Consider the following 23105-nt stretch of genomic DNA (forward strand, 5'->3'; position numbering starts at 1 on the left):
CCCGATCATAGCCCCATCTGGTCCGGTGCGCCGTTTTCTCCGGCGGCCCCTGGGTGGAGCAGCCAAGAAGCAGGTACCGCCATGCCGTCAGTCATCTTCCCCGGCCCCGAAGGTCGCCTTGAAGGGCGTTTCCAGCCCGCCACCCGTCCGCGCGCGCCGGTCGCCATGATCCTGCACCCGCACCCCCAGGCCGGCGGGACGATGAACGATCGCATCACCATGGCGATGTACAAGACCTTCCAGGCGCGTGGCTTTGCCACGCTGCGCTTCAACTTCCGCGGCGTCGGCCGCAGCCAGGGCAGCTTTGACAACGGTATCGGCGAGTTGAGCGATGCGGCCGCAGCGCTTGACTGGGTCCAGTCCATCCACCCGGAAGCCAGCACGACCTGGATCGCCGGTTACAGCTTTGGCGCGCTGATCGGCATGCAGCTGCTGATGCGCCGTCCGGAAATCCGCGGCTTCATCTCGGTCGCCCCACCCGCCAACATGTATGATTTCAGCTTCCTTGCCCCCTGCCCCGCCTCGGGCATAATCATCCAGGGCGCTCAGGATACGGTGGTAACCCCGGGCGCGGTGCAAAAGCTGGTCGATAAGCTGCGCACCCAAAAGCACATCACGATCCATCATGATGAAGTTCCCCGCGCCAACCATTTTTTCGAGAACGAGCTCGACGATATGATGCGCGCGGTCGACAACTACCTCGACATGCGCCTCGCCCCGGATTGCCCGATCCGCTGAGTGTTCAGGCGGGCTTCTCGTCCGCGCGAGCAACGGGCGCTTCGCCGCTGTCGTAAGGCACAGTCCAGATCGCGACATTGATCCCGGCGACCAGCGCCAGGATCACCAGCAGCGCTGCCTTGCGCCGCTCGCCCCGCCGCCATTGTAGCGCGGCACCGGCAAGCATCAGCAGGACAGCCAGGGTCAGCAGCGACAGGACGGTGGTGATCATCGCCTAGTCGTCGGCGCTGCCGATCAGGGCGTCAAGTGGATTGGGGGCACCCGCTAGATCGAGCAGCGGCCCAAGCTCAGCCAGACGGTCCGCCTCCGACATATGCCCGGCGCGCGCCGAGACATATCCGCCTGATAGCATCGCTAGCAGAGGCAGGACCTGCGCCACGATTTCGCTCGGCAGCTCGCTTTGCGCAGCTGCTGCCGCGACGACCTGCTGGGTCAGACCTGGACCGAAGATACGGGCTACGATCGCCTCACCCAGATGCGGCCCGGCCTGGTCGTTCTGCAAAACGGCGCTGGCCATTGCACCGCCGCCCAGTTCCTCCAGCCATTCCAGCTGGGAGGTCAATCCGGCCGAGCGGTTATCAGCCTGCTCGACATCGCGCCGAAAGCCCGCGCGGACCAGTGGCAGTAGCGCAGTCGCGGCGGCCAGGGCCATGGGCGGGGCAATGTCCAGCTGGCGGGCAATGGCAACAACCCCGCCACTGCGACGCAGGACATCTAGCAAGCCGGGGTCAGGCATTCGGAGTACTCATCGGCTTCTGCACTTGTTCTACCCGGATGCGACCCCTGGGCCTTGCTACGTTATGCCAATTGCAGGGTTGCTGCCAATTGTATCGCGTAGTTATCCTGAGGTTCCGCTCAGATTTGACAGGGGGCGTTTGGCGCAGCACGATTAGGCCATGGAATCCATGTCACTTTCCCGTCGCCAGAGCCTGCACCTGCTTGGGGCGACGGCCACCGCAGCAATTCTTCCGGGTTGCGCCAACCGCTTGGCCGCTGCCAGCAAACCGGACAGCGCTGCCGCCCTGCTCGATTCGCTGGCCTGGCAGCTGATCGAACAGAGCCCCGAGGGCGCAACCTCGCTTGGGATCGACACCGGCGCCCACGCCGCACTGCGCGGCAGGCTGGGTGATCGCTCCGCCGCCGGGCAAAAGGCCACGGCAGCAGTGCTGCGGCGTGGGCTCAAGCAGGTGGAGGCGATCAACGGCGAAGCGCTCGATCCCGACACGCGCACGAGCCTGGCTGTGGTCCGCAGCGCCTTCCGCACCTCGCTTAAGGGCTTTGATCTGCCATATGGCGACGTGGCAGTCGGCGGCTGGCGCAATACGCCCTATGTCGTAATCCAGAATGTCGGCGGTTATCTTGATATCCCGCGCTTCCTCGACAGCGATCATCCAGTCCGCAATGCGTTCGATGCGGAAGCTTACCTCGCCCGCCTTGGTGCCTTTCCAGCGCTGCTGGAGGGCGAGCTGGACCGGATCCAGTCGGCCCGCGGCATGGGCCTGGTGCCTCCTTCGTTCCTGCTCGACAAAGCGATCCGGCAGATGGAAACGCAGTTGGCGAGCCTGCGCGATGGCGGCGACCTGACGCGGTCTCTGGTGCGCCGCACCGCTACGATTCCAGGGGATTGGGAGGCGCGCGCCAAGGCTTTATCGACCGGACCAGTCGCAGCCGCTCTCGAACGCCAGTTGGCCGAACTCAAGCTGCAACGCACGCTCGCCACCAGCGACGCCGGCCTGTGGGCACGGCCGCGCGGCGATGAATGGTACGCTTGGGGCCTGTCTGCCAGCACGACGACCGCCCGCACGCCGGAGGAAGTCCACCAGATCGGCCAGGAACAGCTCGCGCTGCTGCATGGCCGGATGAACCCAATTCTACGTTCGCTTGGCTATACCAGCGGCACGGTGGGCGAACGGATGACCGCGCTGGGCAAGGACCCGCGCTTTACCTTCCCCAATGATGACAAGGGCCGGGCCGAGATCATTGCGCTCATGCAGTCAAAGGTCGACTATATGCGCGCCCAGGCGCCGCGCGCGTTTGGGCACCCGGTAAAGGGCAACCTGGAGATCCGCCGTCTGCCCCCGGCCGAGGAAGCTGGTGCGCCTGGAGCTTATGGCGGAGCGGGCTCGATCGACGGATCAATCCCGGGCAAGATCTGGATCAACCTTAGCACGACCGAGCTGCACAGCCGCTACAGCTTGCCAACCCTGGCCTTCCATGAAGGGATTTTCGGGCACGTCTGGCAGGGCGAATATGCCAACCGGCTCCCGCTGATCCGCACCTTGCTGGCCTTCAACGCCTATTCCGAAGGCTGGGCGCTTTATGCCGAGACGCTGGGCGATGAGTTGGGGGCCTACGAAGGCGATCCGGTCGGGCAGTTGGGCTACCTGCAGTCCATTGCCTTCCGTGCCTGCCGCCTGGTGGTCGATACCGGGCTACACGCCAAGCGTTGGACTCGCGAACAGGCGATTGACTGGTTTGCCAACACCAACGGTTCAGGCCGTGCCGAGGTTTCAAGCGAAGTCGATCGCTATTGCTCCTGGCCCGGCCAGGCCTGTGGCTACAAGATCGGTCACAGCGAGATCCTCAATCAGCGCGACCGGGCCAAGGCAGCGCTTGGCTCGAAGTACGATCTGCGGGACTATAACGATGCAGTGGTGGGCGGCGGCAATGTCCCGCTCGATGTCCTGGCCCAGAACGTGGACCGCTACATCGCCGCCAAGCAGGGCTAGAGGTCGAACCGACTAGATCGGAGTAAGTTCGGGCGCGATCCATCCCCGCCGCGCCGCAACCGAGAACAGCACTTCACGGCTGTAAAACCGCAGTGGCCATTCGCGCGCGCCCACGGCGCTGCTCAAAAGGGCATTGACCCGTTCAGCCAGACCATCGGCCCGGGAATCCGTCAAGAACCGCCGGACCCCGCGGATATACAGCTGGGTCAGGGTCTCGTGATAGCCCTGGGTATCATCGTTCACCCCGCCGACGCTTTCGTTGTAGCGGCGAATGATCGCGGGCAGGTCACGCTCAGGCAGAATGTCAGGCCGCTCGGTCAGCAGCCACAGACAGGCGGCCAGATGCGCTTCATGCGTCCACTCGGCGCGCGGCAAGGTGCAATCGAGCAAGCCGTTGCCAATGCGGCGCACTGCGGCGGCGTCGGCAAACCGGCGGATCGGCCAGGAAAGGTCGAAATCTTCAGACATCAGGAACTCCGGGTCTCATCACGAGGCCCGGAAGTTCCGGGCCGGATCAGGCGGCGGTGGGGGCCGCCTGACGAACGCTTTCATCAACGTGGTCGGCAAATTGCGCGAAGTTGTCGATGAACTTGCGGACCAGGTCTTGGGCGGTCTTGTCGTATTCTGCACCGTCGGCCCAAGCCCCGCGGGGGTCGAGCAGCTTGCTATCGACGCCCGGCACTGCAACCGGCACTTCGAAGCCGAAGTTCGAGTCCTTCTTGAACTCGGCATCGTTGAGGCTGCCATCAAGCGCGGCGTTGAGCAGCGCCCGGGTGGCCTTGATTGGCATGCGGCTGATCCCCGGCATCGTCGCCTTGCCGCCCGACCAGCCGGTGTTGACCAGCCAGCACTTCACCCCGCCTTTCGCGATCCGTTCCTTCAGGAGGTTGCCATAGACCGAAGGGTGGCGCGGCATGAACGGTGCACCGAAGCAGGTGCTGAAGGTCGCTTCCGGTTCGGTCACGCCGATTTCGGTCCCGGCGACGCGCGCGGTATAACCCGAAAGGAAGTGATACATTGCCTGGTCCGGGGTCAGCCGCGCGATTGGCGGGAGAACGCCATAGGCATCGGCGGTAAGGAAGATCAGATTGGCCGGGACCGGACCAAGGTTGTCTTCCGAGGCGTTCGGAATGAAGTCGATCGGGTAGGATCCGCGGCTATTCTCGGCCAGCGAGTTGTCGTCGAAATCGAGTTCCCGGGTCTCGCGGTCGATCACGACGTTTTCCAGAACTGTGCCGAAGCGCTTGGTAGTGGCGAAGATTTCCGGCTCTGCCTCAGGCGACAGGCGGATCATCTTGGCATAGCAGCCGCCCTCGAAGTTGAAGACGGCGGTATCCGACCAGCCATGTTCGTCATCGCCGATCAGCGTACGGCTGGCATCGGCAGAGAGCGTGGTCTTGCCGGTGCCCGACAGGCCGAAGAACACAGCGGTCTTGCCGTCCGGGCCAATATTGGCCGAGCAGTGCATCGGCATTACGCCCTTTTCGGGCAGCAGGTAATTGAGGATGCCGAAGACCGACTTCTTCATCTCGCCCGCATACTTGGTGCCGCCGATCAGGATCAGCTTCTCGGTGAAGTTGACCGCGATCACGGTTTCGCTGCGGCAGCCATGACGAGCCGGATCGGCCACGAAGCTGGGCAGGTCGATGATGGTGTATTCCGGCACGAAACCATCCAGCTCGGCCGCAGTCGGCCGGACCAGAAGCGTGCGGATGAACAGGTTGTGCCAGGCGAGCTCGTTGATGACGCGGACGTTGACGCGATGTTCAGGCTGTGAGCCGCCGAACAGATCGGCCACGTAGAGCGTATCGCGCTTCGCCAGTTCGGCGAGGAAATCGGCCTTGAGCGCGGCGAAGTGTTCCGGGCTCATTTCGACGTTGGTCTTGCCCCACCACACGGTGCCGTCGGTCAGCGCATCACGGACGATGAACTTGTCCTTGGCACTGCGGCCGGTGTGCTTGCCGGTTTCGACCACCAGCGGGCCGTCCTTGGCCAGGATGCCTTCGCCGTTAGCCAGCGCATGCTCCACAAGCGGCGCGGTGCCGAGGTTCGCGTGGATCGTGGCATCGGTGGCAATACCCTGATTGGCGAGCGGGTAGGACAGCGCAGCGGTCAAGGTCGTCTCCGTGTTCAAGACGGGTCGCGAAGGCGCTCCGCCGGGGGTTCTGCATACGAATGCAGGGATTCGCCAGCGCGCATAGCGACGCGGGCCGCACCCGTCAAACTGCTGAACGCTGCAACAGGTCCGAATCCCGATGAAAATCGAATGCGGGGGCAACCGCACCAGCAAGATTGTCACCAGCAGATGAAGGCGGTAACCGAATAGCCCCGCACTGGACGCCCGAACGGACCCAATGGACGCCACGCCCGCCAGCCCCCTGCAGACAATCGCGCTGGTCGATGATGACCGCAACATCCTGACCAGCGTGTCGATCGGGCTCCAGGCCGAGGGCTTTGCGACACGGGTCTATTCAGATGGCGCGACTGCGCTCAAGGCTCTGCTGGAAAACCCGCCTGACCTGGCGGTCTGCGACATCAAGATGCCGCGCATGGACGGGTTCGAACTGCTTCGCCAGCTCCGCGCCAAGAGCCCTCTCCCGGTCATTTTTCTGACCAGCAAAGACGAGGAAACGGACGAGGCGCTGGGCCTGTCGCTTGGCGCGGACGATTACATCACCAAGCCGTTCAGCCAGCGCCTGCTCGTCGCCCGGATCCGCGCGATCCTGCGGCGGACTGAACTGGTCAAGGCCGAGGCAGCCCAAGCTGAAGACAATGCCACACCTGATGCTCAGCCGAGCACGGCAATCGTGCGCGGTGCGCTAGAGATGGACCCGGCGCGCCACCGCGTCACTTGGCGCAAGCAACCAGTTTCATTGACGGTTACCGAGTTCCTGATCCTTGAAGCCCTTGCCATGCGCCCTGGCGTCATAAAGAGCCGCAACCAGTTAATGGACGCGGCCTACAGCGAGGACGTGTTCGTCGACGACCGCACGATCGACAGCCACATCAAGCGCCTGCGCCGCAAGTTCAGGGTGGTCGATCCCGAATTCGCCGCGATCGATACCCTGTATGGTGCCGGCTATTCGTTCAGCGATGGCTGAGCCGCTCCGCCCTCGCCTTGCGCGGCGGCGCGACTGGACCCGGCGGGCCTCGCTGACGGCGCGGATCCTGGCGGTGAACATTATCGCCCTGGGACTGATGGCGGGGAGCCTCTTCTACCTCGATTCGTACCGCAATCAGTTGTTCGCCGAGCGCTATCAGCTGGCCCGGGCCGAAGCGCAGATTGCGGCCCAGGGACTCGCTTTTGCATCGCACAATCATCGGGCCACGCTGATGGCCCGGATCGGCCGCGAACAGTCCCTGCGTTTGCGACTCTACGATACCAGCGGCCGGCTGCTGCTCGACAGTTTCAAACTGGCTCCGCCGACCTATGCCCTGGTAGATCCCGCTACTGAGCCTTGGTACCAGCACGCAGCCCGCTGGCTCGATGCCGGGATGAACTTCCTGATCGGCAATGCGGCTGGCTCGGCCTATGCTGACCCTGTTGTGGACAATAGCGCCGCGTGGCCTGAACTGGGCGAAGCAGCTCGCCTGAAGGCCACGGTGGTTGAACGTCGCGCTGCACCCGATGAGACCCCGGTGATCAATGCCGCGACGCCTGTTGGCACCAGTGGCGAGATGCTGCTGACCACCCGCAATGCCCGCGACGTGACGCAGAGCGTGCGCGATGCCCGTCAGACGCTGGCGATCGTGCTGGCGGTCACGCTGATCATTTCAATCCAACTCTCGTTGTTCCTTGCCCGAACCATCGTCCAGCCTTTGCGTGAGCTGGTCCGTGCGGCGATCCGGGTGCGCCTTGGCCGCGAGCGCCAGGTCGTGGTGCCCCGCTTGCCCGAGCGGCGCGACGAGATCGGCCTGCTCGCCCGCGCCATTTCCGACATGTCCTCTGCGCTGCGCCACCGGATCGATGCGGGCGAAAGCTTTGCCGCCGATGTCGCCCACGAGATCAAGAATCCCCTTGCCTCGCTCCGCTCCGCGCTGGAATCTCTCGGGAAGGTCAAGGACGAAGCGCTGCGCCGGCAACTGACCGAAATCGCCGCGCACGACCTGCGCCGGATCGACCGGTTGATCACCGAAATTGCCGAAGCCGGCCGGATCGATGCCGAGCTTTCGCGCACCCGGTTCGAGCCGGTGGACATGCTGGCCCTCGCCCGCTCGCTGGTGGCGGCCCGGGCCGAGCGCGGCACGCATGCCGGCTGCCGGATCGAGGTCAGTCCACTCGGCACCGGTCCCTGGGACGTTCCAGGCGATGCGGCGCGGCTCGAACGGGTGCTCGAGAACCTGCTCGACAACGCCGTTTCGTTCTCTCCGGCTGGCGGGGTGGTGACGGTCACGCTTGAGCGGCAAGGCGATCTACTCGAACTTGCGGTAAGCGACGAAGGCCCAGGCATCCCCGAGGAGGCGCGCGAGAAAGTATTCGAACGCTTCCATTCGTTGCGCCCGCAAAGCGAGGATTTTGGCAGCCACTCGGGCCTGGGCCTTGCCATCGCCCGGACGATTGCCGAGGCGCACGACGGCTCGCTGACCGCACTGGACCGCTCCGATGGCCGGCGCGGCGCCTGCCTGGTGCTGCACCTGCCGCTGCCCGAAGTGGCGGAGGAGGCCGAATGAGCCGGCTGATCCAGGCCACCTGCGTGGCAATCGGCGGGCGCGGCGTGCTGATCCAGGGCCCGCCGGGGTCAGGCAAGTCAAGCCTCGCCCTGGCCCTGATCGATCGCGGCGCGATGCTGGTGGGCGATGACGGCCTAAGCGTCGAGGCCCAGGGTGCCGTGCTGCGCGCCTTCCCCCCACCCCGCATCGCAGGCCTGATCGAAGTTCGCAATGTCGGGATTCTGACCAGGCCTGTGACCAGCTTCGTGCCGATCGCCCTGGCTCTGCGGCTCGATCCAGCGGCCCCGCGCTTGCCCGAGGAGCCTGAAGCCGTCTTGATCGAAGGCATTGAACTGCCTGGCCTGGCGCTCTGGCCCGAAAGCCCGGTACTAGCTTTGCGGGCCGAGGCGGCGCTGGAACGCTGGGGGCTTTCATTTGGCGCAGAGCAGTCCCACATTGGCCCGCGACCATGACTGCAATCGATTCCGCCCCGCCGCGGCAACGCGTGCTCCTTGTCACCGGATTGCTCGGTGCCGGAAAGACGACGGCGCTCAAGGTCCTGGAAGACCTGGGCTGGGAGACGATTGACAACTTTCCAATCCGGCTGCTCGATCGCCTGATTGACAGCCCGGATGCCCCGCGCAGCGAATTGCGCCCGCCGCTGGCGATCGGGTTCGATGCCCGGACCCGCGGCTTTGATCCCAACAAGGTGATCGATCGGGTCAAGAAGCTGGTTCAACGCCCGGACCTTGAACTGACCACGCTGTTCCTCGATTGCGGCGGGGCCGAGCTGGAACGACGTTACAACGAAACCCGCCGTCGCCACCCCATGGCGCAGGACCTGCCGGTCACCGCCGGCATCGCATCGGAACGCGAGCTGCTTGAACCGCTACGGCGCTGGGCGGATATGGTGATCTCGACGACCGAGTTCACCAGCAACGATTTGCAGCAGGCCATCCGCGAGCGTTTTGCCCACAGCGCTCCGGCCGGAACGACCGTGACGGTTACCAGCTTTGGCTTCTCGCGCGGTATGCCGCCGATTGCCGACCTGGTTTTCGACATGCGGTTTCTGGACAACCCGCACTGGGATCCGGGCCTGCGTCCATTGACCGGTCGCGATGCCGCGGTCGGTGAACACATCGCCCGAGATCCTGCCTGGGAAGATGCCTTTGGCCGCATTCGCGACCTCGTGCTGACCTTGCTTCCGCGCTATGCCGCCCAGGGCAAGGCCTATGTCAACATTGCCTTTGGTTGCACCGGCGGGCGGCATCGCTCGGTTTATTCGGCCGAACAACTGGCCATCGCCCTGAACGAAGCGGGGCTTACCCCGACGGTGATCCACCGCAACCTTGGTTCGCGCGCGGCTGACCTGGTCGAAGGAAAGCATTGACCGTGCCTTCGTTCGGCGTCATGGCCCTGCGCCACTTTCCGGCGGGATTCGCCGGGCTGGCAGTTCGGAGCATTCCCCCCGCATGATCGGCCTGATCCTGGTGACACACGGCAAGCTTGCCGAGGAATTTGTCCATGCGATGCAGCATGTCGTCGGCCGCCAGGATGCGGTCGCCACGGTCTGCATTGGCCCGAACGATGATATGGAAGCCCGCCGCCGCGAGATTGCCGACGCGGTGAAAAATGTCGACGGCGGCAATGGCGTGATCATCCTGACCGACCTGTTTGGTGGCACCCCATCCAACCTGGCGATTTCGCTGATGGAAGCCGGCAAGGTCGAAGTGATTGCCGGGATCAATCTGCCGATGCTGATCCGCCTGGCCAAGGCCCGCACCTGCATGACGCTGCAGAAGGCGACCGAAGCCGCGCGCGATGCCGGCCGCAACTATATCACGATCGCGTCGGAGTTTCTTGGCCAGGACGCATGAACGGCCGGCTTTGGGGTGGGGAAACAGGCAAATGGCTGAGGCGCGCGAAACCGTTGAAATCGTCAACAACCGGGGCCTGCATGCGCGGGCCAGCGCCAAGTTCGTCAATGCCGTGGCGCAGCTCTGCAATGGCCTGACCGTGCGGGTTGAAAAGGATGGCAACGAGGCCGCCGGCGGTTCAATCCTGGGCCTGATGATGCTCGGCGCGGCCAAGGGTGACAGCGTAGAGATCATCGTCAGCGGCGAAGGCTGTGAACCTGCGCTGCTCAAGCTGGTCGGCCTGGTCAAGGACGGGTTCGGCGAAGACTAATATGTCGCGCCGCCAGATCACCGGCTTTTCCAACCCCACGGTCAAGGCGCTGCGGGCGCTACGGGACAAGAAGCATCGCAAGGCTGCGGGCAAGTTCCTCGCCGAAGGGCTGCGGCTGCTGACCGATGCGCGCGAAAGCGGACATCTGCCTGAAGTGCTGGTCATGGCTGAAGAGCGCGATCCGCATCCGCTGCTGGCCGCGCTTGAGGCCGATGTTCTGGCCGCTGGCGGCGAAGTGATCGAGACGACTGCGGACATTCTCAGCAAGATCACCGGCAAGGATAACGCCCAGGCGGTCTGCGGCGTCTTTGCGGAATTCGACACGGGCCTTGCTGCGCTTGACCGCAGCAAAGCGAAAATCTGGCTCGTCGCCCAGGCGCTGCGCGATCCGGGCAATCTTGGCACCATGCTCCGCACCGGTGATGCGGTTGGCGCCGGCGGGCTGATCCTGATCGACGACTGCGCCGATCCCTTTTCGGCCGAAACCGTCCGGGCCAGCATGGGAGCAATCTTTACCCAGCAGGTCGCGCAGGCGCGGTGGGAGGACTTTCTGCCCTGGCTGCGGGGTGATGCCGGGCAGCTTGTCGCCGCATCCTTGCGCGATGCCGTGCCCTATCGCGGCGCACCATATGCCGCGCCGTGCTTCATCATGGTCGGCAACGAGAGCCGCGGCCTGCCCGAGGATTATGAACTGGCTTGCGACTTGCGCGTAACCATGCCGATGAAGGGCCGTGCCGACAGCCTGAACGCTGCCGTTGCCGGCGCAGTGCTCGCCTATGAAGTGCTGGTCGCGCTGGGCGGCTGACCGTTCAGCTGGCGATCAGGCGGATTAGCCGATACGGTAAAGCATGCTTCGCCAAGCGCTTCTCGCCGCCCTACCCCTGCTCGCCGCTTGCGCCACGCCGCAGACTGGAGCCGAGCCCAAGCCGGCGAGCGGTCCAGATCGCCCGCTGACCAGCTGGACCTTCGTTTCGATCGACGGCCAGAAACCGGTGTCCAATAGGGCTGAATTACGGATTTTCGAGAAGCGCATTGCCGCAACCGTTGGTTGCAACGGCCTTGGCGGAGACCTTCAACTGATCAATGGACAGATGAAGGTCGGACCGATCATTTCGACCCAGATGTACTGCGAAGGCCTGATGGAGCAGGAGCGCGCCGTCGCCGAATTGCTTGGCGCATCACCGGCTTTCTTCGTCGAGAATGGCCGGATGGGCATCAAATCCGGCAAGCACGTGGCGGAGCTGGTCCGTAAGGCCGATTAGTCCGCTTCCTCGGCGATGGTCGGAGCCTCGCTGCCGCTATAGCGCGGCGCCGCCTCGATCAGGGGCACCTCCTCGATCTCGCGCTTGCCGATTTCGATGCCCTTGTCGCGCAGCCGCTTGCCGGATGAGACGACGTTGCGTTCAAAGCTGGACACGAACTTGTTGTAGTTGTTGACCGCGCTTTCGAGGCCGCCGCCAACCCGCTTGAGATGTTCCGCAGCCACGGCAATCCGGTCGTACAACTCGGCCCCGGCCTTGCCGATTTCAACTGCCTCGCGCGCCAGCTGGTCCTGCTTCCAGACCATCGCCACGGTCCGCGCAATCGCAACCAGGTTGGTAGGAGTGGCGAGTAGAACCTTATTGTGGAACGCAAAATCCCACAATTCGGGATCGTGTTCGAGCGCGGCGGCGACGAAGTGCTCGCCGGGAACGAACATCACCACATAGTCCGGCGCATCGTCGAACTGGCTCTGGTAAGCCTTGGCCCCCAGCGTCGCGACATGGTTCCGCATCGACCGGGCGTGGAGATCGAGATGGCGCTTGCGCTCGGCATCATCATTGGCCTCGAACGCCGCCTGATAGGCGTTGAGCGAGACCTTGGCGTCGATCACCAGCTTCTTCTGCCCCGGCACGTGGACAATCGCATCGGGCCGCAGCCGGCCGTCTTCGGTGTCGAGCGAGTGCTCCAGTTCGAAATCGGTGTGCTCCGACAGACCGCACTGCTCGAGCACGTTCTGCAACGCCCGCTCGCCCCAGCGGCCGCGGGCCTTGGGGGCGTTGGTGAGTGAGTTGCCCAGCCGAGCCGCCTCGGCGCGGACCTGCTCCTGCCCCTCGCGCAGCGACTGGATCAGGCCAGTGAGCTGGCCAAAGGCATCAACGCGCTGCTTTTCCAGCGACTGGACCTGCACTTCATAGCTCTTGAGCCGCTCATCGACCGGCGCCAGCAGCGCCTTCAGCCGTTCCGCGCTCTTCTCTTCAGACTGGGTGAGCCGTTCCTGCGCGCGGTTGAGCAAGACCTCCTGCGCTTGGGCAAGGATCTTCGCGCCGGCATTCTCGAATTCCTTCTTGAGCGATTCCTGCGCGGCGATCAGGCCGGCCTTCTGCTCCTCGAAGTTGGCGGCATTCGCCTTGAGCGTCGCATTCTCGATCGACGCCTCGCTCAATTCCTTCACGGCCTGGCGGAAACGGGCGTCGAGGTCCTTGCTCGCGGCCTCCTGCTCGGCCAGCCGCACGCGCAAATCAGCGACTGGGCGCGAGCCGAAAAACCAGCCGAGGCCCGTGCCCGCGCCAAGGCCGAAAACGAGAAGGAGTATGAGGGTAAGCGTGGAGTCCATGCCGCCACGCTAACCGGAACGGAGCAGGAACGCCAGTCCTATCAGGCGACCTTGCGCAGCTTATCCAGCTTCTTCAGCGCCATCTGCCGCTTCAGCCGGCTGAGGTGGTCGATGAACAGGATGCCCTCGAGGTGGTCCATCTCATGCTGCAGGCAGGTTGCCAGCAGGCCGTCCATGTGCTCCTCGTGAACCTTGCCGTCTAGGTCCTGCCAGCGGGCGCGGATCCGGGCCGGACGCTCGACATCGGCATAGATTTCCGGGACCGAGAGGCAGCCTTCAGAATAGACCGACAGGTCTTCCGAGGGATCAAGAATCTCCGGGTTGATGAAAACCCGCGGCTCTTTCTTGAGCGGCTGATGTGTGTGCGAATGGCCGCCATGCGCGGTGCAGACTTCCGGCTCTGCATCCGGATCCTCGGGCTGCAGATCGATCACCAGCACGCGCAGCGGCACGCCGACCTGGATGGCGGCGAGGCCAATGCCGGGGGCGTCGTACATGGTCTCGAACATGTCGGCGACAAGCGACTTGAGCTCATCGTCAAACTTGGTGACGGGTTCGGAGATCACCTTCAGTCGGGGATCGGGAACTTCGATGATTTCGCGGATAGCCATAGCGGGCAAATAGGCGGCAAAGCGCCAAATCGCAAGGTGGCTGCGCCGATCAGTCTGATCGATTAGCCCATCGGCCGCCGCGCGCGGAGCGCCTGGGCCAGCGTGCCTTCGTCAAGGTAGTCAAGTTCGCCGCCCACCGGCAGTCCGTGGGCCAGCTGGGTGATCCGCACCGGAAAGCCCTCCAGCCGCTCGGCGATGTAATGCGCGGTCGTCTGGCCTTCGAGCGTGGCGTTCATTGCCAGGACCACCTCATCGATCCCGCCAGCCGAAACCCGTTCGATCAGCGCAGCAATACTCAGGTCTTCGGGCCGCACGCCTTCCAGCGCCGAGAGCCGGCCGCCAAGCACATGGTAACGCCCGGTGAACAGCCGCGCCCGGTCGAGCGCCCAGAGATCGGCGACATCCTCGACCACACAGAGCGCGCGCTGGTCGCGACGCGGATCGACACAGATGCCGCAAGGATCGGTCGTATCGACATTGCCGCATGTCTGGCACTCAACGAGCCGCTCTGACACGCCCTCCAGCGCGGCGAGCAGCTGCACCAGCGCGGTCTCGCGCCGCTTGATCAGCCACAGCACGGCACGGCGGGCCGAGCGCGGCCCCAAGCCTGGAAGGCGCGACAGGGCCTGAGTCAGTGTCTCGATCTCTTGCGATGCCATGGCCGCCTCGATAGGGCGAAGCGAAGCCAAGCGAAAGCCACCAATGCGCATCATCTTCATGGGTACCCCGGACTTTGCCGTACCGGCGCTGGAAGCGCTGGTTACGGCGGGGCATGAGGTGATTGCTGCCTATACCCAGCCGCCCCGCCCCGGCGGCCGGCGCGGCAAGGAGCTGACGCTCACCCCGGTGCACCGCAAGGCCGAGGAGCTGGGGATCGAAGTGCGCCATCCGGCCTCGCTCAAGGGTGCGGAGGAACAGGCCGCCCTTGCGGCGCTCAATGCCGACATTGCCGTGGTTGCGGCCTATGGTCTGATCCTGCCGCAGGCAGTGCTTGATGCGCCAAAGCACGGCTGCCTCAACCTCCACGGCTCGATCCTCCCACGTTGGCGCGGCGCCGCACCGATCCAGCGCGCGATCCTGGCCGGCGATGCAGAGACCGGGGTGGACATCATGCGGATGGAGGCCGGGCTCGATACCGGCCCGATGCTGCTGGAAGGGCGTACACCAATCGACCGCAAGACTGCCGGGGAGCTGACCGAGGAGTTGGCGCAGATCGGGGCGCGGCTGATCGTGGAGGTGCTGGCTAACCTTTCCGCCTATCCGGAACAGCCCCAGCCGGACGACGACGTGACCTATGCCAAAAAGATCGACAAGGCCGAGACCCGGCTCGACTTTTCCCAGGACGCTGCGCAGGTCGAACGCCAGATCCGAGCCTTTGCTCCGGCCCCAGGTGCCTGGTTCGAATACCAGGGCGAGCGCTGCAAGGTGCTCGCGGCTGACATCACTGACGGGAGCGGGGCACCTGGCGAGGTGCTGGATCACCTGCTGACCATCGCTTGCGCCACAGGCGCAATCCGCCCGACGCTCGTCCAGCGGGCTGGCCGGCCAGTGATGGCGACGGCTGACTTGCTGCGCGGGTGGGCGATTGCTGCGGGGGCAAGACTCGCTTGACCCGCTTTGCCCTGACCCTTGAATTCGATGGCACCCCCTTCATGGGCTTGCAGCGGCAGGCGCACGGGCCATCGGTGCAGCTGGCGGTGGAAGCGGCCGTGCAGGCCACAACGGGTGAGACTGTCACTCTCCACGCCGCCGGGCGCACCGACGCCGGGGTCCACGCGCTGGGGATGCGGGTCCACGTTGATGTGACCAAGGAGATCGACGCCTTCCGCCTGATGGAAGCGCTCAATTACCACCTCCGCCCTGCCCCCATTGCGGTGCTCGATTGTGAGGCCAAGCCTGAAGACTGGCACGCCCGCTTCTCCTGCATTGGCCGCGAATACCTCTACCGCATCGCCAATCGCCGCGCTCCATTAACGCTGGACGCCAATCGCGCTTGGCAAGTCGCCCAGCCGCTCGATGCCGAGGCCATGCACCGCGCGGCCCAGGTGCTGGTCGGGCAGCATGACTTCACCACCTTCCGCTCGGTCCACTGCCAGGCGAAGAGCCCGGAGAAGACACTTGAACTGCTATCGGTCGAGCGGGTGGATCAGGAAGTCCACATCCGCGCGGCCGCCCGCTCGTTCCTGCATCACCAGGTCCGTTCGATGGTCGGCTGCCTTGCGCTGGTAGGCATGGGCCGCTGGCGCGAGGAGCAGGTGGGTGAGGCGCTTGCGGCTCGTGACCGCGCTGCGCTGGGCCTCAATGCGCCCAGCGCGGGACTCTATTTCGTCCGTGCGCTTTACCCGGGCGAATGAGCCACTAGGTTGCGATCCGAAACCAAGGATTCGGGAGACAACCAATGGCCTTCACCGGCAAGCAGCTCACCACTCAACTCGACGCCGATGGCACGCTGACCGTTCAGCTCAATGACCAGACCTGGGACGATCCAAAGCCCGGCCAGGTGCTGATCCAGGTTGAGGCAACGCCGATCAACCCGTCTGACCTGGGCCTGCTGTTTGCCAGCGCCGATACTGACACTGCGGTCTATTCGCCCGGCAAGGTCGTGGCGAAGATGCCCGAGAATGCGACCCGGGCGATGAAGGCACGTCACGGGATGCCCATGCCGGCCGGTAACGAGGCCGCCGGGATCGTGGTTGCCGCCGGCGAAGGCTGCGAACACCTGATGGGCAAGCGGATCGCCTGTGTCCCCGGCACGGCCTATGGCTCCTATGCCTATGCCGATCCCAACATGGGCTTCGAAGTGCAGGACGGTGTGACCGCCGAACAGGCGGCCAGCTCCTTTGTCAACCCGATGACCGCGCTGGGCTTTGTCGAAACGATGAAGCTGGAAGGCTACACCGGCATCGTCCATGCCGCCGCTGCATCGAACCTGGGGCAGATGCTGCTCAAGATCTGCCTTGAGGATGGCATCCCGCTGGTCAACGTGGTCCGGTCCGATGCGCAGGTGAAGCTCCTGAAGGATCTCGGCGCGACCCACGTCCTCAACATGACCGATGCCGATTACATGCCCAAGCTGATCGACGCGATTGCCGAGACCAAGGCGATGATCGGCTTTGATCCGATCGGTGGCGGCACCGTGGCCAGTCAGTTCCTGACCGCAATGGAAGCCGCCGCGAGCCGCGGCGCGGCCTTCAGCCGCTATGGCTCGAACGCGGCCAAGAAGGTCTGCATCTATGGTGCGCTGGACCTTGGCCCGACGATCCTGAACCGCGCCTTTGGCCTCACCTGGGACCTTTCGGGCTGGCTGCTGACCCCGTTCATGATGAAGGCCGGACCCGAAGTGGTCGGGCGGATGCGGGCGCGGGTGATGAAGGACCTGACCACCACCTTCGCCAGCCACTATGCCAAGAAGGGCACTCTTGAGGACATGCTGACCAAGGATGCGGTAGCCATGTACAACGCCCGCCGCACGGGCGAGAAGTACCTGGTTACGCCGCACGGCTGATGTACTCACATCTCTTCCCCCTTGATGGGGGAAGGATACAAAGACTTGGTCGCGCAGCGGCCTAGTCGAAGTTGGATGGGGGTGATGGAACCTTAGGTCACAGCACCTCTTGGATAGCGCACCCCCACCCAACCTGCGCTAGGCGGCAGAGCCGCCGAGCTGCGGTATCCCTCCCCCATCGAGGGGGAGGAGAGAGCTTTCGTCCGATACTGAAGTCGTTCGCCGAACCGCTGATTGACAGCGCTGCTCCCGGACGGGAAGTCTGGGGCCAGAATGGGGGAGATTCCACCGATGAAGACTGCCAACCGTACCGCCTCGCGCCTGGCTCTGGCGCTGAGCCTTGCCGCCCTGCCTGCCGCCGCACTGGCCCAGGATGCCAAGGAAGCGCCCAAGTGGGATGTTTCCGCTCCGCCCGGGATGAAGGTCCGCGAAGTGCCGATCTCGGTCGAGGAAGGCACCTGGATGAACCTCGATGTCAGCCCGGACGGGCAGACCGTGGCCTTTGACCTGCTGGGTGACATCTACACCATGCCGATCAGCGGCGGCACGCCGACCCGGATCTCGGAAGGCCTGCCCTATGAGACCCAGCCGCGCTTCTCCCCCGACGGCAAGCGGATCGCCTTCACCTCCGACCGCGGCGGCGGCGACAACATCTGGATCATGAACCGCGACGGCAGTGACAAGCGCCAGCTGACCAACGAAAGCTTCCGCCTGCTCAACCAGCCAAGCTGGAGTCCGGATGGGCAGTACATCGTCGCCAAGAAGCATTTCACCACCGGCCGTTCGCTCGGCACGGGCGAAGTCTGGATGTACCATGTTTCGGGCGGCGACGGCGTCCTGCTGGTCAAGCGGCCGAGCGAGCAGCACCAGAAGGAACTGGGCGAGCCAATCTTCGCGCCCGATGGCAAGCATGTCTATTACACCCGCAACACCACGCCGGGTCCGATCTTCGAATATGCCCAGGACAGCAACAACCAGCTCTTCGCGATCGAACGCTATGACCTTGAGACCGGCAAGATCGACAGCGTGATCGGCGGCGAAGGCGGGGCGGTGCGGCCAACCCCTTCACCCGATGGCAAGAAGATCGCCTATGTCCGCCGCGAGGCGACCCAGCCGCGGCTCTATGTTCGCGATCTGACTACGGGCGAGGACCGCAAGGTCTATGACGCGCTCGACATGGACATGCAGGAGACCTGGGCCGTTACCGGGGTCTATCCCAACATGGCCTGGACGCCGGATTCGGCCAGCCTGGTGGTCTGGGCTGGCGGCAAGCTCAACCGGGTCGACCTGGCCACGGGCAAGAGTGCGGTGATCCCGTTCAAGATCGCCGATACCCGCGGGCTGATTGATCCGCCGCGTCCGGCCGTGGCGGTAGCTCCGGATAGCTTCGAGACCAAGCTGCCGCGCGGTGCGACCGTTTCGCCCGATGGCAAGTCGGTCGTGTTCGAGACGCTGGGCAAGCTGTGGGTCAAGCCGATGGCCGGGGGCGAACCGCGCCGTCTGACCGGCGATGATGCCGCGATGGAGGCCTACCCATCATGGTCGGCCGACGGCAAAAGACTGGCCTATGTTCGCTGGACCGATGCGGGCCTGGGCGAAGTGCGGACCATTGCCGCAAGCGGCGGCAAGTCGACCGCCATCACCCCCGCCGGCCACTATGCCCGCCCGCGCTTTTCGCCCGATGGCAAGACCGTGGTCTTCGAGAAGGATCGCGGCGGCTATCTCTCCAGCCCGCGCGCCTCGGCTGAACCGGGCGTCTACCGTGTGGCTGCGACTGGCGGCGCGCTGACCCGCATTACGGAGAACGGGGGCAATCCGCAGTTCGGGGCCAGCAATGACCGCATCTTCGTGATGGAAGGCGATGCCAAGGAAAGCCGGTTGGTCAGCCTGGACCTCAATGGCGAGGCCCGCCGGGTCCATGCCAAGGGCGAGCTGGTCAATGACTACCGCGTTTCTCCTGATGGCAAGTTCCTGGCCTTCCGCCAGAACTACCAGGCATTTGTCACCCCGCTGGTTCCGGGCACGCAGGAAGTGTCGCTCTCGCCCAAGGGCGGGGCTCTGCCAGTGGTCAAGGTCAGCGGTGACGGGGCCGACTGGATCCACTTCAGCCAGGGCGGCAGCCGCGTGAACTGGTCCCTTGGCCCGACGGTGTTCGGCGCCGATACGGCCAGTCTGTTCGGCGATGCCCCGCTGGCCAAGGGCGCCAAGCCGGTGAAGTTCGAGCCGCCCAAGACCGGCGTTTCGCTGTCGATGACGATCACGGCGGACAAGCCCAAGGGCACCGTGGCGATCATCGGCGCGCGGGTCGTGACGATGAAGGGCGCCGATGGCGGCGCGATCGACAACGGGGTGATCCTGATCGAGGGTGATCGGATCAAGGGCGTCGGAAAGCTTGGCGAAGTGGCGATTCCGGCCGGTACACCGATTTTTGACGCTACGGGCAAGACCATCATCCCTGGCCTGATCGACGCCCATGCCCATGGCCCTTACGGGATCGACGAGATCACCCCCCAGGCCAACTGGGCCGAGATGATCAACCTCGCCATGGGCGTGACCACCCGGCACGACCCGTCGAGCAGCGCCCGCACGGTCTTCCCGGCGCTTGAGATGACCCGCGCCGGCACAATCATCGGCCCGCGGACCTTCTCGACCGCCGAGATCGTCTATGGTGCGCGGGCGGCCGGGGTCTATGCGCAGATCGACAGCTATGACGATGCGCTGGCCCATGTCCGGCGGCTGAAGGCCCAGGGGGCGCACAGCCTTAAGAACTATAACCAGCCGCGCCGCGACCAGCGCCAGCAGGTCACCGCTGCGGCCCTGGCCGAAGGGATGCGTTCGGTGGCCGAAGGCGGTTCGCTGTTCGGCTTCGACATGACCCTGATCGCCGATGGCAACACCACGGTCGAACACAACCTGCCGCTGGGTGTCTTCTATGAAGACGTGCTGCAGTTCTTCAGCCAGTCGAAGACCGGCTACACCCCGACCCTGGTGGTGACCTATGGTGGCCCGGCAGGCGATCCCTATTGGCGATCGCACACCAATGTCTGGGAGCATCCGCTGCTCAAGAAGCACGAGCCGGCCGCCATCCTTGCTGCCAACAACTCGCGGCGGACCATAGCCGCCGACGGCGACTACAAGGACGATGACAACGCCCGCGAAGCCGCCAAGCTGGCGCGCCGCGGCGTGCCGGTTTCGATCGGGGCACACGGGCAGGAACCCGGCATCGCCGCGCATTGGGAACTGTGGTCCTTTGCCCGCGGCGGGATGAGCCCGGTCGAAGCGCTGCGTGCCGGCACGATCGAGGCGGCGCGCAGCCTTGGCTATGACGCCGATGTCGGCAGCCTTGAACCGGGCAAGCTGGCGGATCTTGTGGTGCTGGATGCCGACCCGACCAAGGACATCCGCAATTCCGACAAGATCAGCAAGGTCATGATCGGTGGCCGCCTGCTCGATGCCGCGACGCTCAACGAAGAGCTGACCGGCAGCCGCAAGCGACCGGCCTATTGGTGGGAAGGCAAGGATGGCGATGCCGGCTATGCTGGACCCGCTGGTGGCGGCCCGACCGCCGATGCCGATACCGACGACGGCTGAGCAGCGTTACGCTCAAGTTGACATAGTTGACACTGAGTCCGCTTTTCCCAACACCGCAGGAACGCTTGTTTTCTGCGGTGTTGGAGCCTGTTTCACGGGCTCGCGCTTGCTCCGGCTAAAAAAATTCCGTGCCGGATTTGCAGGCAGAGATGACGCCGAAATGCGCCTGACGTTTGACGGTGGAAAGAGCAGCCCGTGTTCTACCAGACGGCTCGAATGTAGGAAAATCGGTCGCTAGCCCCGCAGCTTGCGGAACCAGTCCAAGGTTGCCGCCGCGCCTCGGCTTTCGGCGTTGCGCCAGGACAGCGCGTCCTTGGACTTGTTGCGCTGCCGGCCGTCAGACCCCACCACGAACATCGCCGGGGTGCCTTTCAGCTGCTTGACCTTGAAGCGCGCCAACAGTTCGATGTTGCGGCCATTGCCGGTCTGCGGCACGCCAACGTCAATGAAGGTGACCGAATAGTCCTGGCCGAACTCGGTCTTGAAGGCATCGGAGGTGAGCACCTTGGCCAGCGCCACGCTATCGTGGCACCAGTCCGCCCCGAACACGAGCACGGCCGAGCGCCCGCTCTGCGCGGCACCGGCCAGCGCCGCGTCCATCGCAGCACGGGCATCGGCCTTCTGGTCATAAAACGGTTTCGCGGTAGCAGCCGTAGCGACGGGCTTGTCTGGCAAGTTCGCCTTGCACTCCTCCGCTGCCGGCCCAGTGGCTGTTACAGCCTGCGCCAGCAGCAGCGGAGCGAGGCAGAGCAGGCTCACGCCCCTGCTCTCACGCCTTCCCGACCACGCTTTCCGGCAGGTCGGTGCCGAACACGCGCTGGTAATATTCAGCTACCAGCATCCGCTCGGTCTCATCGCACTTGTTGAGGAACGAGAGACGGAAGGCGAAGCCCGGATCCTTGAAGATCGCGGTGTTCTGCGCCCAGGTGATGACGGTGCGCGGGCTCATCACGGTGGAGATATCGCCGCCGATGAAGCCCTGGCGGGTCAGGTCCGCCACCTTGACCATCTTGTCGACGGTATCGTCCGGCACGCCGGCGACCTTCTTCAGCACGATCTCGCTCTCCACCGCAGCGGGGAGATAGTTCAGGCCGACGACGATGTTCCAGCGGTCCATCTGGCCCTGGTTGATCGCCTGGGTGCCGTGATAGAGGCCCGAAGTATCGCCCAGGCCGACGGTGTTGGCCGTGGCGAAGAGGCGGAAGTTCTTGTTCGGGCGGATGACCCGGTTCTGGTCCAGCAGGGTCAGCTTGCCTTCGGTTTCCAGGACGCGCTGGATCACGAACATCACGTCGGGGCGGCCGGCATCGTATTCGTCAAACACCAGCGCAACCGGGTGCTGCAATGCCCAGGGCAGCAGGCCTTCGCGGAACTCGGTAACCTGCAGGCCATCGCGCAGCACGATCGCGTCGCGGCCGATCAGATCGATCCGGCTGATGTGGGCGTCAAGGTTGATGCGGATGCAGGGCCATTTAAGCCGTGCCGCGACCTGCTCGATATGGGTCGACTTGCCGGTGCCGTGATAACCTTGAACCATCACGCGGCGGTTGAAGGCAAAGCCGGCCAGGATCGCCAGCGTGGTGTCTGGATCGAAGACATAACTGTCATCGCGATCAGGCACGCGTTCATCGGCCACGGAGAAGGCCGGAACCTTCATGTCGATGTCGATCCCGAAAGTCTCGCGCACGTCGAGTTCGATATCGGGCGCAGGCAGGATCGTGTTGCCGCTGGTGTCGAGCTGGATGTTGGGAATATCGGTCATGACGAGGCATCGCCTATACGCGCGCGCGCAGCGCTGCAATAAGGAATGCGTTGCAATCAGCGACTCAATGCCCGGGAGCGTTCGTTCGATGAAAGTCTATGGTTTCCCCATCTCGCCCTTTGTCCGCAAGGTTCACCTCGTCGCTGCCGAAAAGGGCGTGCCGGTTGAACTGGCGCTGAGCAACCCGGCCGACCCCGCGGCAGAGTTTCTGGCGGCGAGCCCGTTCCGCAAGATCCCGGCGCTGGTCGATGGCGATTTCACGCTGTGCGATTCGACCGCGATCGTGACCTATCTCGATGCCATTCAACCCGAACCCCCGATCACGCCGGGCGATGCCAAGGCCAAGGCCAAGGCAATCTGGTTTGAGGAGTTTGCCGATACGATCCTGATCGCGGCGGGCGGCAAAATCATGTTCAACCGCTTCGTCAGCCCCAAACTGATGGGCAAGCCTGGTGACGAGGCCATGGCCCAGCAGGGCGAAAGGGAGCTGGAGCCGATCCTGGCATATCTAGAGAGCCAGTGCGGCGATGGCTGGCTGGCCGGAGACGATTTCTCGATCGGCGACATTGCCGTTGCGGCCACGTTCCGCTCGCTGGGCTATGTCGGACTTGAACCCAACCCCGAAACACACCCCCGCACTGCGGCCTGGTACGCGCGGGTCAAGGCGCGGCCGAGCTGGGGACCGGTCGCCGCGCTGGAAGACAAGATCGTGAGCCGCGCGCTGGGCGGCTAGGCG

General features: G+C 64.5%; 24 protein-coding genes. 15 read left to right on the forward strand and 9 right to left on the reverse strand.

All coding sequences use genetic code 11. From position 1 onward, the window contains the following. Positions 1-81 precede the first annotated feature (81 nt). Positions 82-738 carry an alpha/beta hydrolase gene (locus tag FRF71_RS14780; RefSeq protein ID WP_147091376.1) on the forward strand — a complete coding sequence of 219 codons (657 nt, stop codon included), beginning with the start codon at positions 82-84 and terminating at the stop codon, positions 736-738. Positions 739-742: 4 nt separating this feature from the next. Here the strand turns inward: FRF71_RS14780 and FRF71_RS14785 are convergent, their stop codons facing one another. Further along, positions 743-949, reverse strand: a complete 207-nt coding sequence (locus tag FRF71_RS14785) for a hypothetical protein (protein WP_147091377.1) — start codon at positions 947-949, stop codon at positions 743-745. A 3-nt stretch (positions 950-952) separates the two neighbouring features. Further along, positions 953-1390 (reverse strand): hypothetical protein, encoded by a 438-nt coding sequence (locus tag FRF71_RS14790; RefSeq protein WP_161597990.1) that lies wholly within the window; start codon positions 1388-1390, stop codon positions 953-955. Between the two features lie 253 nt (positions 1391-1643). Here FRF71_RS14790 and FRF71_RS14795 point away from each other — a divergent pair, with 253 nt between their 5' ends. After that, complete coding sequence (locus FRF71_RS14795) at positions 1644-3467, forward strand: DUF885 domain-containing protein (protein WP_238339282.1); 1824 nt, start codon at positions 1644-1646, stop codon at positions 3465-3467. A 12-nt stretch (positions 3468-3479) separates the two neighbouring features. Here the strand turns inward: FRF71_RS14795 and FRF71_RS14800 are convergent, their stop codons facing one another. Together FRF71_RS14800 and FRF71_RS14805 are read right to left on the reverse strand one after the other, a co-directional pair. Continuing rightward, the gene (locus tag FRF71_RS14800; RefSeq protein ID WP_192900017.1) at positions 3480-3935 is read right to left on the reverse strand and encodes a hypothetical protein; all 456 of its coding nucleotides are present in this window, start codon (positions 3933-3935) and stop codon (positions 3480-3482) included. A gap of 46 nt (positions 3936-3981) precedes the next feature. Continuing rightward, on the reverse strand, positions 3982-5583 hold the full coding sequence (locus FRF71_RS14805; protein ID WP_147091690.1) for a phosphoenolpyruvate carboxykinase: 1602 nt from the start codon (positions 5581-5583) through the stop codon (positions 3982-3984). Between the two features lie 238 nt (positions 5584-5821). On the opposite strand from FRF71_RS14805, the gene FRF71_RS14810 reads away from it, so the two are divergent. The 8 genes from FRF71_RS14810 (at position 5822) to FRF71_RS14845 (ending at position 11566) form a co-directional block, all read left to right on the forward strand. Continuing rightward, entirely contained in the window at positions 5822-6568 is a 747-nt protein-coding gene (locus FRF71_RS14810) for a response regulator transcription factor (RefSeq protein ID WP_147091380.1), read from the forward strand. After that, positions 6561-8138 carry a sensor histidine kinase gene (locus FRF71_RS14815; RefSeq protein WP_147091381.1) on the forward strand — a complete coding sequence of 526 codons (1578 nt, stop codon included), beginning with the start codon at positions 6561-6563 and terminating at the stop codon, positions 8136-8138. The genes FRF71_RS14810 and FRF71_RS14815 overlap by 8 nt, the downstream gene beginning before the upstream one ends. Further along, positions 8135-8590, forward strand: coding sequence for an HPr kinase/phosphorylase (locus FRF71_RS14820; RefSeq protein ID WP_147091382.1), 456 nt, complete (start codon positions 8135-8137; stop codon positions 8588-8590). Before FRF71_RS14815 ends, FRF71_RS14820 begins: the two co-directional genes overlap by 4 nt. Then, the gene (gene rapZ, locus FRF71_RS14825) at positions 8587-9507 is read left to right on the forward strand and encodes an RNase adapter RapZ (RefSeq protein WP_147091383.1); all 921 of its coding nucleotides are present in this window, start codon (positions 8587-8589) and stop codon (positions 9505-9507) included. The genes FRF71_RS14820 and rapZ overlap by 4 nt, the downstream gene beginning before the upstream one ends. A gap of 82 nt (positions 9508-9589) precedes the next feature. Continuing rightward, complete coding sequence (locus FRF71_RS14830) at positions 9590-9994, forward strand: PTS sugar transporter subunit IIA (protein ID WP_147091384.1); 405 nt, start codon at positions 9590-9592, stop codon at positions 9992-9994. Between the two features lie 31 nt (positions 9995-10025). After that, positions 10026-10304 (forward strand): HPr family phosphocarrier protein, encoded by a 279-nt coding sequence (locus tag FRF71_RS14835; protein WP_147091385.1) that lies wholly within the window; start codon positions 10026-10028, stop codon positions 10302-10304. A 1-nt stretch (position 10305) separates the two neighbouring features. After that, on the forward strand, positions 10306-11109 hold the full coding sequence (locus FRF71_RS14840; protein ID WP_147091386.1) for a TrmH family RNA methyltransferase: 804 nt from the start codon (positions 10306-10308) through the stop codon (positions 11107-11109). A 43-nt stretch (positions 11110-11152) separates the two neighbouring features. Further along, positions 11153-11566: an META domain-containing protein gene (locus tag FRF71_RS14845; protein ID WP_147091387.1), complete on the forward strand. Its 414-nt coding sequence runs from the start codon at positions 11153-11155 to the stop codon at positions 11564-11566. Here the strand turns inward: FRF71_RS14845 and FRF71_RS14850 are convergent. The 3 genes from FRF71_RS14850 to recR form a co-directional block, all read right to left on the reverse strand. After that, positions 11563-12900, reverse strand: coding sequence for a DNA recombination protein RmuC (locus tag FRF71_RS14850; RefSeq protein WP_147091388.1), 1338 nt, complete (start codon positions 12898-12900; stop codon positions 11563-11565). The genes FRF71_RS14845 and FRF71_RS14850 overlap by 4 nt on opposite strands. A 41-nt stretch (positions 12901-12941) precedes the next feature. After that, positions 12942-13511, reverse strand: coding sequence for a peptide deformylase (gene def / locus FRF71_RS14855; protein WP_147091389.1), 570 nt, complete (start codon positions 13509-13511; stop codon positions 12942-12944). Positions 13512-13573: 62 nt separating this feature from the next. Beyond that, positions 13574-14170 carry a recombination mediator RecR gene (gene recR, locus FRF71_RS14860; protein ID WP_147091390.1) on the reverse strand — a complete coding sequence of 199 codons (597 nt, stop codon included), beginning with the start codon at positions 14168-14170 and terminating at the stop codon, positions 13574-13576. 43 nt (positions 14171-14213) lie between these two features. Between recR and fmt the strand changes: the two genes are divergently transcribed. The 4 genes from fmt (at position 14214) to FRF71_RS14880 (ending at position 20607) form a co-directional block, all read left to right on the forward strand. Further along, positions 14214-15122: a methionyl-tRNA formyltransferase gene (gene fmt / locus FRF71_RS14865; RefSeq protein ID WP_147091391.1), complete on the forward strand. Its 909-nt coding sequence runs from the start codon at positions 14214-14216 to the stop codon at positions 15120-15122. Further along, positions 15119-15865, forward strand: coding sequence for a tRNA pseudouridine(38-40) synthase TruA (gene truA / locus FRF71_RS14870; protein WP_147091392.1), 747 nt, complete (start codon positions 15119-15121; stop codon positions 15863-15865). Before fmt ends, truA begins: the two co-directional genes overlap by 4 nt. A gap of 44 nt (positions 15866-15909) precedes the next feature. Continuing rightward, positions 15910-17016 carry a zinc-binding dehydrogenase gene (locus tag FRF71_RS14875; protein WP_147091393.1) on the forward strand — a complete coding sequence of 369 codons (1107 nt, stop codon included), beginning with the start codon at positions 15910-15912 and terminating at the stop codon, positions 17014-17016. Between the two features lie 291 nt (positions 17017-17307). Further along, positions 17308-20607, forward strand: coding sequence for an amidohydrolase family protein (locus tag FRF71_RS14880; protein ID WP_147091394.1), 3300 nt, complete (start codon positions 17308-17310; stop codon positions 20605-20607). 234 nt (positions 20608-20841) lie between these two features. Here FRF71_RS14880 and FRF71_RS14885 read toward each other — a convergent pair whose 3' ends face one another. Both FRF71_RS14885 and FRF71_RS14890 read right to left on the reverse strand, forming a co-directional pair. Beyond that, entirely contained in the window at positions 20842-21366 is a 525-nt protein-coding gene (locus FRF71_RS14885; protein WP_147091395.1) for a thioredoxin family protein, read from the reverse strand. Positions 21367-21376: 10 nt separating this feature from the next. Then, positions 21377-22369, reverse strand: coding sequence for an AAA family ATPase (locus FRF71_RS14890; protein ID WP_147091396.1), 993 nt, complete (start codon positions 22367-22369; stop codon positions 21377-21379). An 88-nt stretch (positions 22370-22457) separates the two neighbouring features. On the opposite strand from FRF71_RS14890, the gene FRF71_RS14895 reads away from it, so the two are divergent. Further along, a complete protein-coding gene (locus FRF71_RS14895) occupies positions 22458-23102 on the forward strand; it encodes a glutathione S-transferase family protein (protein ID WP_161597991.1) in 645 nt (214 codons plus the stop codon). The last annotated feature ends 3 nt before the right edge of the window (positions 23103-23105 follow it).

This window comes from Novosphingobium ginsenosidimutans, assembly GCF_007954425.1.
Lineage (GTDB): Bacteria > Pseudomonadota > Alphaproteobacteria > Sphingomonadales > Sphingomonadaceae > Novosphingobium > Novosphingobium ginsenosidimutans.